Raw genomic sequence first — 14702 nt, 5'->3', positions numbered from 1 at the left:
TTACTTGACCTGTACATTTTATTTGTATATACTGTGCTTGTAACTTAAGTACAGTTAAAAAAGGAGTACTCTTTTGGAAATAATTATTAGTAGTTCAGTTGATAAACCAATCTATGAGCAGATTGTTTCCCAAATAAAGGAGTTGATAATGAAGGGTGAGCTTAAATCTGGTGAAGCCCTACCGTCGATGAGAAAACTCGCAAAAAGCCTTCATGTTAGTGTCATAACTACACAGAAGGCATATGAAGTATTGCTTGCTGATGGATTCATTGAAACAATTCCAGCTAAGGGAACGTTTGTATCAAATAGTAACAAGGATTTTATCGCTGAAGAAAATCGCAGAAGGATTGAGGACATGATGGGGGACCTAGTGGTCTTAGCAAAGGAAAATGGAATTTCCCTTGCTGAATTACTCAAAACTATGGAATTGTTATACTCGGAGGAAGATTAATGAAAAGTGCAGTTGTTGTTAAAAATTTAAGCAAGTCATATAAGGATTTCACCTTAGGTGATATCAGCCTATCAATTCCACAAGGAAGTATCTTTGGACTGGTCGGAGAAAATGGAGCAGGGAAATCGACATTCATCAACGCTATTTTAGGGATTATTAATTCAAGCTACGACACTCTCCAATATTTCGGTAAAGACTTTGAGCAAAATCAAAAGGAAATTAAAGAAGAAATAGCAGTAATCTTCGACCAAACTCACTTTGATTTAGAGTTTACGCCAAAACTTGTAAGTGGCTTTATGAAATATGTATATAAAACCTGGGATAATGGTAAATTTGAAAACTATTTACTGAATTTCAATTTACCCAAGGATAAAAAACTTAAGGAATTCTCCCGAGGAATGAAGATGAAGTTTGAATTCGCCGTTGCTCTGAGTCATGATACTAAGTTATTGATTCTTGATGAGGCAACTAGCGGATTGGACCCGATTTTTAGAGATGAGATTTTGGATATTTTACGTGACTATAGTGAAGACGAGGAACACACTGTTATTATGTCTAGTCATATAACTAGTGATTTAGATAAGATTGCGGACTATGTAGCTTTCATCAATCATGGAAAACTTGTCTTTATCAGAGATTATGATGAAATTCAGGAGAACTTTGGAATAGTGACATGTGGTTTGAATACTTTGCAAGCTTTGTCGCCAGAAGATGTAGTGGCTTATCGCAAGGACGATTATTCTTATAAGGTACTCATAAATAATAAGCATGAAATACGAAAAGTATTTAAGGATTTAGTTATTGAAAACGCAAGTCTTGAAGATTTAATGCTTTATGCCGTGAAAGGTGAGAAGCTAGTATGAAAGGTGTAATAGCAAAGGATTTATATGAGTATTTTGGAAATAAGAAAAATTTAATATTTTCTTCATTATATTTTATTTTTATCATACTAGGAGTTTTTGTAAATAATATTGTTATATTTTCTATGATAATTTTCTTTTATGGACCAATGATATTCTCTCCGAATATTCTTGTCACCACATCGAGTTGTGATACAAACAGTGGTTTTCCTAAGATGCAAATTACAATGCCACTTATAACAAATAATATTGTGAATGGAAAATATCTTTTAGGTTCTTTATCCTATATTTTTAGTATAGTCGTCTCAAGTACCACTGTTTTACTGAATAGTAGAATTACTGGAATGGTTAAATCAGAATATATTATCTATTTCATACTTATAATCATAATGTTTTCATTCTTATCTATGGGAATAAATTATCCGGTGTATATTTTATTTGGTACCAAATCAGTTATTACATATATTTTGATTGGTGGAACAATTGTCGGTAACTGGATTCTAAGTGCTATATTTTTTAATCCAAATATAATTAAGAAACTTACAATCTCAAATATTAAAGAAATCTTGTTTATTGCTGTAATTGTTTCATTAATAATTTCTCTTGTAGGCTATTTCATAACTCAATATTTCTACAATAAAAAAGATTTTGAATAGTTTTAAATAAAAAAGGAGAAGTTTTTATGAAAGGTATAATCGCAAAAGATTTATATGAGATATTTAGAATTAAAAAAAATTTAATTAATTTTCTACTTATTTACGTATCTATAATGATTGAATCCACTTTTTTTGTTAATTCAATGATGGTTCCAGTGTTCCAGATATTTGGATCAACAGTATTGATTCCATTTGGATTAACAAATTTATTAGTTCAACTAACTTCTAAGCTAGATGAAAAATTTGATTATCAAAAGTATCAAATTACTGGTCCTGTTGATAGAAAAGATATAGTTAATGCAAAATATTTAATGAGTATGGTTTTTGTGATTATAAATAGCATAGTGTTATTTTTGCTGCTTCTAATCAATATGAATATTTGGGGTATGAAAGCAATATTGTTACTAGTTGCTATTTCAACGATACTTTCAATTTTTTCATTATCAATAGGTTGTCCAAGTTTATTGTTTTTTCAAAAATGGGGAGTGGTTCCTCTTGGAATAATTATGATAATTAGTGTTATTTTACAGATGATATTTCCAATTGAAAAAATAATAGGATCAGTAAAACATGTATCAGCAATGGATATTAAAATATTATTAATTATTTCATTAGTATTAGGGCTAGTAGCTTTATTGATTTCATATTTAGTCACTAAACATTTTTATAACAAAAAAGAATTTAATTAAAAAGAGTAAGGAGATAGTTTTATGAAAGGTGTAATTGCGAAAGATTTATATGAAAGTTTTTTAATAAAAAAAGGATTTTTAAGCATATTCTCTTCATATGGATTATATTTACTTCCTATTATACTTGGGGATAATATTTTTATACAGACAAAAACTACCGTTTAGGAATGTTGAAAGACCGTTTAGGAATTTTATAATCGAAAGAACATAAAAAGATGTATAATATAGAAAAGTTATGCCTAGCCATTACTTTAAAATAAAAAGGAGAAATTATTATGCAAGAAAAAGAAATTTACTTCAAAAAGGCAAAATTTTGGAATATGGTGTGTTTAATATTAAAAATATTGAGTGAAATTGCTACTGTAATAGTGCTTATACCTATGTTCACATTGAAGAAAGAAATGTTTGAATCACTTGGTAGTGAAGGTATAGAACAGTATAATCAATTAACTAGTATTAGTAGTAAAGTATCAACAATTTTATCACTGATTGTAGGTATAGTATTAATTGTCTTCTATATTATTGCAAATAAAAAATTAAAAAATATGGAGGAAGTTTCTAAGTTTCCTTATTATATAAGTATGGGATTTTTTGTAATAAGTACAATCTATGGTCAATTTACTGCTCAAACTTCTGATTTTGGTTTAATGTCTATTGTGGGACTTATTATAGGAATTTTTTGTGCATTCTTACCACCTATTATGGTTTTGAGAAATTTATTTAAACTGGATTCAGAGGATTAATTTATGTCTAAGAGTAGAGTGAAAAATAAATTAACAAAAAAACAAAAAATTCGTTATAGTATAATCGCAGGTATTTTATCATTTCTTTTGATTATAGGTGTAATTGTTTATAAGGCAAATTCTTCAAATAATAGTAAGAAAGATGAAAAAGATTCTTATGAGACTCTAACTGTCAAAGAAAAAGATCCTTTGATTTTAAAAGGAATTGTTCAACCTAAGGATACGCAATATTTTAATTTTGACCAAAGTCAAGGAAAAATTAGTAATATATCTGTCCAAAATGGTCAAAATGTGAAAACTGGAGAAGTGATTGCTACTTATCAAAATGCTACAGCTGAAGATCAAGCAGATGAACAAAGTCAATCTTTAGATAAGTTTAACCTTGCTGTTTCAAATGCTCAAGATAATTTAAATGTAGCATCGAATAAGCAGACAGAGTTGGAAACGCAGCTTGCTAATGCACGTATTGATAATGATAAAGCTTCAATAGAAGCAAGTAAACAAGCCTTAAGTGCTCAAAAAGATGTTGTTAATCAAGCACAACAGGCTCTTGATTCTGCAAATTTAGATTTATCGAATGCTAGTAAATCAATTGAACGTGCACAGAAGAGAGTAACAACTACAGTCACAGCACCTTCGGATGGGATTGTATACATCAACGAAAAAGGTAAGGTTGATCCAACCGTTGCCTATGCAACATTAGTAAGTCCTGAAACTGTTGTAAATGGGACAGTCTCTGAGTATGATTTTAAGAAGGTTAAAAAAGATCAGGAAGTTGATATTAAGTCAATTAGTGATGACAAAAGAATTAAAGGTAAAGTAACAAATGTTAACCAATTGCCAGAAACATCTGGACAAGCTGGGGCTGATGCAAATAAATCATCTGTTTCAAATTACTCATTCACTGTTCAACCTGAAGAAAATATGCAGTATGGAACAAATGTACAAATTTCTATTAAATCTACAACCCTTGAAATTCCTAAAAGTGCTGTCTTAAAAGAAGAAGATGGAAACTATGTGTTCCTTTATAAAGATGGGAAAGCTAAGAAGCAAGCTGTTACTGTTAGTGAAGCTGGAAATGTAGATGTTGTAAATAAGGGATTAAACGCAAAAGATGTCATCATAGTTAAGCCTGACAAGGAAATCAAAGATGGTAAAGAAGTGAAAGTGGCGGATAATAAATGATTGATCTAGTTGATATAAATAAATATTACAATACAGGTGATGAAGTATTTCATGTATTGAAGGATGTTAATTTGCATATATCTGCTGGAGAAATGGTTGCAATTATGGGTCCTTCGGGATCAGGTAAATCTACTTTAATAAACTTAATAGGTTTTATTGATAAAAAATTTGAAGGTCAATATTTATTTGAGGGAGAGTCACTCGTGACCTCTGATGATGATAAACTTTCAAAAATCAGAAATTCAACAGTTGGTTTTATCTTTCAAAATTTTAGCTTGATTGAAAATAATACTGTTTATGAAAATGTTGAACTTCCTTTATTGTATGGTGGTTATAAGAGATCTGAAACAAGTGAGTTGGTTGAAGCAGCTTTGAAGAAAGTAGGCCTTGAGGGCAAGGGAGAAAAATATCCTAAACAACTTTCAGGTGGGCAACAACAAAGGGTTGCCATTGCTAGGTCACTTATCATGAAACCCAAATTTATTATTGCAGATGAACCAACAGGGGCCCTTGATACAAGGACTTCTGAAGAAATTTTGACACTTTTCAAATCATTGAATGATGAAGAGGGTGTAACTTTGATAGTTGTAACTCATGATCCAGAGGTTGTTCCATACTGCCATAGGTTAATAAAAATTCGTGATGGTGCCATTGAAAGTGATGAAGAGGTAATAATCATATGAATATTTATGTTAACTTTCAATCTGCACTTAAGGCAGTCAAAAATAACAAAAAAAGAAGTCTTTTAACTATGTTTGGTATTGTCATCGGTATAGCAGCAGTAATTGCAATACTGGCCATTGGGCGTGGTTTCGAAAAGGCTACTATAAAAAATTTAACTAATAGTGACTCAAAGAACGTAGAAATTACAATTAATTTTACTCCAAGTGATACTAATCTTTACCAAGCTAATGTTGATTTTTTCAAGGATTCTGATATTAATCTACTAAGTGGAATTAATGACGTGAAAAAAGCAGACTATGCAGAGCAAGATGAATCTGCAATCTACAAGCAAATTTCTTTTCCAAAAGAGAAGAAAAATGAAGCAATTTCTCTTGCTAAATCAACAGATCAAAAATTATTTGCTGGTCGTAACTTGACTGAATTTGATAATGATAGTGAAAATAAGGTGGCTGTTATTGATAAAACAGCAGCAGAAGATTTAGCAGGCGATGCGGAGAGTGCTCTAGGACAAGGTATTGAAATTGATGGACAATTATTCAATGTAGTTGGTGTTACTACAAGTACACAAAAAGATAGTATGTTTGTCATGGCAAAAGACAATATCTTTATTCCTAAAAATACCTATCACAAATACTTTGAAAATGATAAAGATAAAAGTTCTGTAAAAATAACTCTCAAAGAAGGTGCTAAACCTGACGTTGTAACGACTGAAGCAGTAAAAGAGTTAAAAGAAAAAGGTAGTATGCGTGATGTAGGGAAGTATGAAGTATATGATACTAAGCTTTTAACAGAAGGATTAAGTAAAATCTTTAGTACTATCACTATGTTTATAACAGCCGTTGCAGGTATCTCTTTAGTAATTGCAGGTGTTGGTGTTATGAATATGATGTATATCTCTGTTTCAGAAAGAACCAAAGAAATTGGTATTCGTAGAGCTTTAGGAGCAACCAGAAAATCAATTATGCTTCAATTTTTAATTGAAGGCTTAATATTAACTTTAACAGGAGGTTTTATTGGGTATTTGATTGGAATTGGTATTGCATCAATTGCAGGTAAGATAATGAAGATACCTATTTCTGTAGATTTGTTTACTATTTCGATAGCAGTCGGAGTCTCAACTTTTATCGGTCTAGTATTCTCAGTGATGCCAGCATCTGAAGCATCTAAGAAAGACTTAATTGATATATTAAGATAGATTTTTAATATATAAGTTTGCAGACAATAAAGAAATTTAAAATTGAAAAAAATATAGGTAAATATTTTTATATATTTACCTATTTTGCTACAATGTACTCATAATCGGATTAGAACATATGGGATCTTTTATATAAATCATTCCACTATAAAGAAAGGAATATAAATTATGGCTACAGAGAGAGACGGTCTTAAAGAAAACAGATATTCATTTGAGAAAAGTAGAGAAAAGAAAAAGGAAGAAAAAGAAATCGATAGAGCTGAGGAAAAAGTAGCTCATAAAAAAGAAGAGAAAAAAGAGAAAAGATTAGAAAGAGAACATAAATAATTTATGAATGAGCTTATATATTATAAGTAAATGCTATAAAATAAATTATTTATGAATAGATAATATTTAGAAAATTTAAAAAAGTACTTGACACTTAATTTAAAATAATATATTATTATCAACAATAAGAAACAAAGAAGAGTAACTTTTAGAATATCTTCAGGGAGTCGACGGTTAGTGTGAGTCGATGGTGGGAAAAAAGTGAATGGGCTTTGTTTGATAGTTGGATTTTATTTTAGATCTGCTATTGTATATATTGGTTTGAAACAATGAGAACCACGGTGGTCACCGATATCTGACAAGTCCTTGTTGGAGGATGAGAGATGGAATCGTAATTTACAAGAACCTATTGTAAATTAAAAGATTTAGTCATTGGAGTTAATTGATTTTGTATACTTGAGAAAAAATGGTTTTTGACAGTATGTATAAATCTAGGCTTATTTTGACATATCAATAAAATGATTCTAAATGTGGTGGTACCGCGTAATTATGATTAATAATACGCCCACAGGTAATGTATATTGCCTGTGGGCTTTTTTGTATTTATAGCTATTCGATATTATATTCCAACTCATCTTCCCTTATTATTCTATTTCAAACAACTATATGGGGGAACTTATGTTAATTAAAAAAGTAATCAAAGCAGATTCACTAACACCAATCAGTATTTACCTGAGACTCATGGGGAAGAATAAGGTAATTCTAGAGAGTATTCCAAGAGATAGTAGTCAGTCTAGATATTCAATAATTGCTTTTAATCCAGTAAGTCATATTAAATTTCAAGATGGAATTTTACATCATGACGATGAGGAAATCAAAACAGATGATCCATTCAAATATCTGGAAAATATTGTGACTGCTTCAAAGTATGATAAAGAGTCAAACTTAGATTTTCCTTTTCAATCAGGAGCTATTGGATATGTGAGTTTTGATATGTATGGTTTCTACGAGGACTTACAAATTGATTTAAGTGACAATATTGATATACCTGATTTTTACTTCATGCTATTTGAATCATATTTTATATATGACCACAAAGAAGAGCTTGTAACAATTGTTGAAGACAATATATATTCTGGCAGAGGTAAGGAAGATTTAGAGAATCAAATCAAAAAAGATTTGGCGCAACTTAATAAAATTGCATCTAATGAATTTGAAGACAATAAGCTTGAAAAATTATATTTTTCAAGTATGAATGAAAAAGATGAATTTATTGAATCAGTTGCTAAAGCTCGTGAATTAATCAGGCAGGGAGATATGTTTCAGATAGTTCTTAGTCAACGTTTTGAGGCAGATATAAGACAAAATCCTTTTGACTACTATAGGCGCTTAAGAGTTGAAAACCCATCGAGCTATCTTTATTATTTAGACTTTGAGGAATTTCAGATTATCGGTTCATCACCTGAACGCTTGGTAGCAGTAAGAGATGGTATTGTTTCAACAAATCCAATAGCTGGTACAAGGAAAAGAGGGGCAAACGAGTTGGAAGACATTGAACTTGCAGAGAGTCTTGTCAGGGATCCAAAGGAAATATCGGAACATCAAATGCTTGTCGATCTTGGAAGAAACGATATTGGAAAGATTTCCAACTATGGAAGCGTTGAAGTACCACTTTTCATGAAGGTTGAGAGATACAGATATGTGATGCACCTTGTTTCAATCGTTGAAGGTAGATTGAGAAAGGGATTAACCAGTGTTGATGCTTTGCTGGCTACCTTGCCGGCCGGAACTTTATGCGGGGCACCTAAGCACAGAGCCTACCAAAGAATTTACGAATTTGAAAAAGTTAAGCGTGGCTTTTACGGAGGAGCAGTTGGCTATATAACACACAATGATACTTGTGATTTTGCAATTACCATCCGCACCATGCTAGTGAAAAATTCCAAAGCTTACGTTCAAGCGGGAGCTGGTATCGTATATGATAGCGACCCACAATCAGAGTACCAAGAATGCCTTAACAAAGCCCGTTTATTTATGAATCTAGGAGACTGATATGATTTTAATAATTGATAATTACGATTCTTTCACTCACAATCTAGCCCAGTATGTCGGGGATAAGCATGATGAGGTTCACGTGCTAAGAAACGACCATCAAAAAATTTACGAGCTTGCATACAAGGCTGATGCCTTAATATTTTCACCAGGTCCAGGATGGCCAAAAGATGCGGGGCAGATGGAAAAGATGATTGAATATTATGCAGGGAAGAAACCAATCCTTGGAATTTGCTTAGGTTTTCAAGCAATAGTTGAAGTATTTGGAGGAAAGTTAAGACTTGCCAAACAAGTAATGCATGGGAAAAAATCTCAAATGAAGCAAGACCAAAACAATAAAATTTTTAAGGGACTTTCTTCTGAAGTTGAAGTAATGCGTTATCATTCAATCGTTATGGATGAAAAGTCAAAATTGGATAATTTTGAAATCACAGGATTTGCTACTGATGATGATGAAATTATGGCAATTGAAAATGAGAAACTTAAGATATATGGACTGCAATTCCATCCTGAAAGTATTGGAACACCAGATGGAAAAGCAATGATAGATAATTTTTTGGAGGTTGTAAATGAATCAAGTAACTGATATGAAAGTATATTTAGATAAAATTTCAAGATTTGAAAATCTAACTGTTGAGGAAATGGAAGAAGTAGCTGAAAATATTTTTTCAGGACTATATAGCCAAGGACAGATAATTGCCTTTCTAACAGCTCTTAAGATGAAAGGTGAAACTGTTGATGAGGTAACTGGTCTTGCAAAAACAATGGCTGATAAGACAGTCTTTGTTCCAACAAATGTCACAGATGCAATGGATAATTGTGGAACTGGTGGAGACGGAAGTCAATCATTTAATATTTCAACTACAACAGCCTTTGTACTGTCAGCTGGTGGAATCAATGTAGCAAAACATGGTAATCGTAGTATTTCTAGTAAGTCTGGCTCGGCTGATGTCCTAGAAGAATTAGGTATTAATCTCTCACTTCCTGCTGAAAAATTAGCTCAAGTTTTAGAGGAAATAGGGATTGTATTTCTCTTTGCTCAGAATCTACATCCCAAGATGAAGGAAGTTATGCCTGCTAGGCTTGAACTTGGTATACCAACTATTATGAATTTAATCGGACCATTAATTAATCCAGTTAATTTAGAAAGCCAGTTACTCGGAACTAGTAAACCAGAGATGCTTGAACAAACTGCTCAAGTTCTTAATAAGTTAGGTCGTAAACGTGCCTTGGTAATAAGTGGAGCAAATGGTATGGATGAAGCTAGTCTATTTGGAGTAAATAAATATGCTTTTTTAGACAAGGGAAGGATTTCGGTAAAAGAATTTTCAGCCAGTGATATTGGACTTAAAGAAATAAATCCTGATGATATTCGCGGAGGAGATGCTAAGGAGAATGCAGAAATTCTCTTGGGAGTATTGCATGGAGAGGATTCAGCATATCTAGAGACTACTGTTTTAAATGCAGGATTGGGTTTCTATGCAAATGGTAAGGTGGACTCAATTGAAGAGGGATGTGATATGGCGCGTGATTTGATTAAGTCGGGGAAAGCACTTGAAAAACTTGAACTTTTACAGGAATATCAGAGGTGAGTATGGATTTTTTAGATAAGATTTTGACGGAAAAAAGGAAAGAAGTTGCTGAAATGCCAGATGAAAAGCCTGGTAAGTTAAGAGAGACCTACAAAATTGTTGATTATTTGTCAAAAAATTCACAGGAGCTTCAAGTTATTGCTGAGGTTAAGAAGGCAAGCCCATCTTTGGGAGATATAAATACTGATGTTGATATTGTGGCTCAGTCTAAATCATATGAAGATTCAGGAGCTATGGCAATTTCAGTCCTAACTGATCAAGTATATTTTAAGGGAGACATTGAGTATTTAAGGGAAATTTCAAGTAAGGTTAAAATCCCAACTCTCAACAAAGATTTCATCATTGACAAGAAGCAGATTAACAGGGCAGTCAATAACGGTGCAACGGTGATTCTACTGATTGTAGCAGCCTTAGATTATGAAAAATTAAAGGAATTGTATGATTATGCTACTGGTCTTGGTCTTGAAGTTTTAGTGGAGACTCACAATGAAAAAGAGTTAGAACAGGCTCACAAACTTGGAGCAAAGTTGATAGGTATTAACAATCGCAACCTCAAAACATTTGAAGTAACTCTTGATATAACTCGGAAACTTTCGAAAATTTTTCAAGAAGATCGCTTTTATATCTCGGAATCAGGAATTAAAGAAGAGGGTGATGCTGAATTTGTAGCTCCCTATGTCAATGGAATTCTTGTTGGTGAATCATTGATGAGATCTTCTAATGTGGAAGAGGCTATCAAATCACTTAGGGTGGAACGCAATGATTATTAAAACTTGCGGATTAAGAACTAAAGAGGCTGTTGATTGTGCAGTTGCTAGTGGGGCAACTCATCTAGGATTTATCCTTAGTGAGTCAAAAAGACAAATAACTCCTAAGCAATTGATTGAAATTACCAAAGATGTTCCAAGTAATGTAAAAAAAGTTGGTGTGTTCGTAAATGAAGATATTGATTTTGTAAATGCTATTGCAAGTGAGACATATTTAGATATTGTTCAACTTCATGGTCAAGAGGATATAGACTATATAAGAAAAATTATCAAACCAGTTATTAAATCATTTGATGATTATAAGAAAATATATTATTATGACCTTAAAGATATGACAATACTTCTTGATAGTTCAGTTGGTGGAAGTGGACAAAAATTTGATTGGAACAGTCTTCCCCTTGAACAGATTGAAGCAAAATTTATTTTAGCAGGAGGTCTTAATCCAGAGAATGTGGTGCAGGCGATGGAATTATTTGGTGACAAAATTTTAGGAGTTGATGTTTCGAGCGGTATTGAAACTGACGGAGTCAAGGATTTAGCTAAGATTAAATCCTTTATAGAAAGGACAAAAAATTATGACGTATTCTAATCCAGATGCAAAAGGCTTTTACGGAGAATTTGGGGGACAATTTATTCCTGAATCTTTGATGGCAGCCGTCAAGGAGCTTCAAGAGACCTATGAAGAAAGCAAGAATGATCCGGAATTTCAAAAGGAATTTGATAATCTTTTGAAAAACTATGTTGGACGAGAAAATCCTCTTTATTATGCTAAGAACCTTACTGAATATGCTGGTGGTGCTAAGATTTATTTGAAGCGTGAAGATCTTAACCACACAGGTGCTCATAAGATTAACAATGCTTTAGGTCAAGTTTTACTGGCTAAAAAAATGGGTAAAAATAAGATTATTGCTGAAACGGGAGCTGGGCAACACGGAGTTGCGACAGCGACAGCAGCAGCTTTGTTCGGGATGGAATGTACTATTTATATGGGAGCAGAAGATGTAAAACGTCAAGCTCTTAATGTATTTAGAATTGAGCTTCTTGGTGGAAAAGTTGTATCAGTTACTGATGGATCAAGCGTGTTAAAAGACGCGGTAAATGCAGCCCTACGCGCGTGGGCTACTCAGGTTGAAGACACTCATTATGTAATTGGAAGTGCTCTTGGACCACATCCATATCCTGAAATTGTGCGTGATTACCAATCTGTTATTGGTCGTGAAGCAAGAAAACAAATTTTAGAAGCTGAAGGTAAATTACCAGATGCTCTTGTTGCTTGTGTAGGTGGCGGAAGTAATGCAATTGGTCTATTCTATCCTTTTGTAGATGATGAAGAAGTTGCATTTTACGGGGTTGAAGCTGCAGGTCTTGGGCTTGATACAAATGAACACGCTGCAACAATCACTAAAGGTAAACCAGGTGTTCTTCACGGTACACTTATGGATATTTTACAGGATGAAAATGGACAAATTATAGAAGCATATTCAATTTCTGCAGGTCTTGATTATCCTGGTTTAGGACCTGAACATTGTCACTTTAATGAAACTGGTCGTGCTAAATATGAAAGTGCTACTGATAAAGAAGCCTTGGAAGCCTTTGTCTTATTAAGTCAAAAAGAAGGTATTATTCCAGCACTTGAAAGTTCACATGCTGTGGCGTATGCTATCAAACTAGCAAAAGAATTAGGTCCCGATGCTACTATGATCGTTAACTTATCTGGTCGTGGTGATAAGGACGTTGATCAAGTTCGTAAGATACTAGCAGAGAAAGGTGAAAATTAATATGAAAACTTTGACAAAAAAATTATCTGAAAAAAATAAAGTGTTCATTCCTTACATTATGGCTGGGGACCATCAAAATGGGCTTGATGGATTAGAAGAAACAGTCAAATTTCTCTCGGATCTTGGAGTTTCAGCAATTGAGATTGGAGTTCCTTTTTCTGACCCAGTCGCAGACGGTCCAGTAATTGAGTTGGCAGGACTTAGGAGTTTGGCACATGGCACAAGCTTAAGCAAGATTATTGATAAGTTAAAAAGCATTGAAACTGACACACCTCTTGTTATCATGTCTTACTTCAATCCAATCTACCAGTACGGTATTGAAAACTTTTTTGAAGCCTTGAAAGGAACAGCCGTTAAGGGAGTGATAATTCCAGATCTTCCTTATGAACATGAGGATTTCGTTAGCAAATACGTGGATACTTCCGATATCGCTTTTGTCAGACTGGTCTCTCTATCGACTGATAAGACGCGTCAGGAACAGTTGGTCAAGGATGCTGAAGGTTTCATCTATGCAGTGTCAATAAATGGTGTTACCGGAAGCAAAAACTCTTATGAAGATAGCTTAGATAAGCATTTAGCAGACCTTAAGGCGCTTTCTCCAATCCCAGTAGTTACAGGATTTGGTGTTTCTACTCTTGAAGATGTAAAACGTTTTGATAAGGTATCAGATGGTGTAATTGTGGGTTCTTATATAGTAGAAAAACTTTATGAAGGAGACACAGAAGAAGTAGCTGACTTTATTTCTAAGGCAGTGGATGTTAAATAATTGAAAGAAAAATCATGCTATAATTATTTCTTGAATGGGAGGTTTGACTATGATAAGAAAATTTGAAGAAAATGATTTGACTGATATTATGAAGCTCTGGCTTGATACAAATATTTCAGCACATGATTTTATTCCAGAAGATTATTGGAAAAATAATTTTGAAATGGTAAAGGAAATTTTACCGCAGGCAGAGGTTTATGTTTTTGAAGAAGAAACTGATGGAGTGATAGTTGGCTTTGTAGGGCTAACAGATAACTATATTGCTGGAATCTTTGTAAGAAATGACTATCAAGCTAAAGGTATAGGAAGTCAATTACTTGATTATATTAAAGAAATAAAACCTAGCTTAAAACTCAGTGTCTATGAAAAAAATACTTCAGCGATAGATTTCTATAAAAAGGCAGGTTTTGTTATAGAGTCTGAAAATATTGATGAAGATAATAATGAAAAAGAGTTTACCATGTCTTGGGATATGTAAATTCATTAGAAGGAATGATTGTAAGTGTCTTGACATTGAAATATCATTTTGATATAGTAGACAGGTATGTGATGGACATATAAAAATATCACAGGTAATCCGCTGTAAAAATAGAATTATAAGATTATCGAGAAGGAGAATAGAAAAAATGAATCCATTAATCGAAGCTTTAACAGAAGGTCAATTACGTAGCGACATCCCTGCTTTCCGTCCTGGTGACACTGTACGTGTTCACGCGAAAGTTGTCGAAGGAACTCGCGAACGTATTCAGTTATTTGAAGGTGTTGTAATTAAACGTCGTGGTGCTGGAATCAGCGAAACTTATACAGTTCGTAAAATTTCAAACGGTGTTGGTGTGGAACGTACATTCCCATTACACACTCCACGTGTAGACAAAATTGAAGTAGTACGTTACGGTAAAGTACGTCGTGCTAAACTTTACTACTTGCGTGCATTACAAGGTAAAGCAGCTCGTATTAAAGAAATCCGTCGTTAAGATATCTTACGATAGATGGAAACTCCCGAAAGGGAGTTTTTTT

Annotated in this window: 19 protein-coding genes; all 19 read left to right on the top strand. The window is 33.1% G+C overall.

What is annotated here, in order from left to right; all coding sequences use genetic code 11:
- The first annotated feature begins 73 nt into the window (after nucleotides 1–73).
- The 19 genes from BG262_RS09880 to rplS all read left to right on the top strand — a co-directional run bounded on the left by BG262_RS09880 (nucleotide 74) and on the right by rplS (nucleotide 14659).
- The gene (locus BG262_RS09880) at nucleotides 74–451 is read left to right on the top strand and encodes a GntR family transcriptional regulator (protein ID WP_070788736.1); all 378 of its coding nucleotides are present in this window, start codon (nucleotides 74–76) and stop codon (nucleotides 449–451) included.
- Complete coding sequence (locus BG262_RS09875; protein WP_070788735.1) at nucleotides 451–1314, top strand: ABC transporter ATP-binding protein; 864 nt, start codon at nucleotides 451–453, stop codon at nucleotides 1312–1314. Before BG262_RS09880 ends, BG262_RS09875 begins: the two co-directional genes overlap by 1 nt.
- Nucleotides 1311–1967: an ABC-2 transporter permease gene (locus BG262_RS09870; RefSeq protein WP_070788734.1), complete on the top strand. Its 657-nt coding sequence runs from the start codon at nucleotides 1311–1313 to the stop codon at nucleotides 1965–1967. Before BG262_RS09875 ends, BG262_RS09870 begins: the two co-directional genes overlap by 4 nt.
- A 26-nt stretch (nucleotides 1968–1993) precedes the next feature.
- A complete protein-coding gene (locus BG262_RS09865) occupies nucleotides 1994–2656 on the top strand; it encodes an ABC-2 transporter permease (protein WP_070788733.1) in 663 nt (220 codons plus the stop codon).
- A 21-nt stretch (nucleotides 2657–2677) separates the two neighbouring features.
- Nucleotides 2678–2821: a hypothetical protein gene (locus BG262_RS10805; RefSeq protein WP_158006674.1), complete on the top strand. Its 144-nt coding sequence runs from the start codon at nucleotides 2678–2680 to the stop codon at nucleotides 2819–2821.
- Between the two features lie 110 nt (nucleotides 2822–2931).
- On the top strand, nucleotides 2932–3399 hold the full coding sequence (locus BG262_RS09860) for a hypothetical protein (RefSeq protein ID WP_070788732.1): 468 nt from the start codon (nucleotides 2932–2934) through the stop codon (nucleotides 3397–3399).
- A gap of 3 nt (nucleotides 3400–3402) precedes the next feature.
- Nucleotides 3403–4584, top strand: a complete 1182-nt coding sequence (locus BG262_RS09855) for an efflux RND transporter periplasmic adaptor subunit (RefSeq protein ID WP_070788731.1) — start codon at nucleotides 3403–3405, stop codon at nucleotides 4582–4584.
- Complete coding sequence (locus BG262_RS09850) at nucleotides 4581–5267, top strand: ABC transporter ATP-binding protein (protein ID WP_070788730.1); 687 nt, start codon at nucleotides 4581–4583, stop codon at nucleotides 5265–5267. Before BG262_RS09855 ends, BG262_RS09850 begins: the two co-directional genes overlap by 4 nt.
- Nucleotides 5264–6463 carry an ABC transporter permease gene (locus tag BG262_RS09845; RefSeq protein WP_070788729.1) on the top strand — a complete coding sequence of 400 codons (1200 nt, stop codon included), beginning with the start codon at nucleotides 5264–5266 and terminating at the stop codon, nucleotides 6461–6463. The genes BG262_RS09850 and BG262_RS09845 overlap by 4 nt, the downstream gene beginning before the upstream one ends.
- A 168-nt stretch (nucleotides 6464–6631) precedes the next feature.
- Nucleotides 6632–6790, top strand: a complete 159-nt coding sequence (locus tag BG262_RS10800; protein ID WP_158006673.1) for a hypothetical protein — start codon at nucleotides 6632–6634, stop codon at nucleotides 6788–6790.
- Between the two features lie 618 nt (nucleotides 6791–7408).
- Nucleotides 7409–8782 carry an anthranilate synthase component I gene (gene trpE / locus BG262_RS09840; protein ID WP_070788728.1) on the top strand — a complete coding sequence of 458 codons (1374 nt, stop codon included), beginning with the start codon at nucleotides 7409–7411 and terminating at the stop codon, nucleotides 8780–8782.
- A 1-nt stretch (nucleotide 8783) separates the two neighbouring features.
- A complete protein-coding gene (locus tag BG262_RS09835; protein WP_070788727.1) occupies nucleotides 8784–9368 on the top strand; it encodes an aminodeoxychorismate/anthranilate synthase component II in 585 nt (194 codons plus the stop codon).
- Nucleotide 9369: 1 nt separating this feature from the next.
- Complete coding sequence (gene trpD, locus BG262_RS09830) at nucleotides 9370–10374, top strand: anthranilate phosphoribosyltransferase (protein WP_070788803.1); 1005 nt, start codon at nucleotides 9370–9372, stop codon at nucleotides 10372–10374.
- Nucleotides 10371–11144, top strand: coding sequence for an indole-3-glycerol phosphate synthase TrpC (trpC, locus tag BG262_RS09825; protein ID WP_070788726.1), 774 nt, complete (start codon nucleotides 10371–10373; stop codon nucleotides 11142–11144). Before trpD ends, trpC begins: the two co-directional genes overlap by 4 nt.
- Nucleotides 11134–11730 (top strand): phosphoribosylanthranilate isomerase, encoded by a 597-nt coding sequence (locus BG262_RS09820; RefSeq protein WP_070788725.1) that lies wholly within the window; start codon nucleotides 11134–11136, stop codon nucleotides 11728–11730. The genes trpC and BG262_RS09820 overlap by 11 nt, the downstream gene beginning before the upstream one ends.
- Nucleotides 11717–12919, top strand: coding sequence for a tryptophan synthase subunit beta (trpB, locus tag BG262_RS09815; protein ID WP_070788724.1), 1203 nt, complete (start codon nucleotides 11717–11719; stop codon nucleotides 12917–12919). Before BG262_RS09820 ends, trpB begins: the two co-directional genes overlap by 14 nt.
- A gap of 1 nt (nucleotide 12920) precedes the next feature.
- Nucleotides 12921–13685, top strand: a complete 765-nt coding sequence (gene trpA / locus BG262_RS09810; protein ID WP_070788723.1) for a tryptophan synthase subunit alpha — start codon at nucleotides 12921–12923, stop codon at nucleotides 13683–13685.
- A gap of 49 nt (nucleotides 13686–13734) precedes the next feature.
- Nucleotides 13735–14163: an N-acetyltransferase gene (locus BG262_RS09805; protein WP_070788722.1), complete on the top strand. Its 429-nt coding sequence runs from the start codon at nucleotides 13735–13737 to the stop codon at nucleotides 14161–14163.
- Between the two features lie 148 nt (nucleotides 14164–14311).
- Entirely contained in the window at nucleotides 14312–14659 is a 348-nt protein-coding gene (rplS, locus tag BG262_RS09800; protein ID WP_070788721.1) for a 50S ribosomal protein L19, read from the top strand.
- Nucleotides 14660–14702: the final 43 nt, after the last annotated feature.

The organism is Floricoccus penangensis (assembly GCF_001832885.1).
Lineage (GTDB): Bacteria > Bacillota > Bacilli > Lactobacillales > Streptococcaceae > Floricoccus > Floricoccus penangensis.
This window is presented reverse-complemented; position numbering and strand designations above follow the sequence as displayed.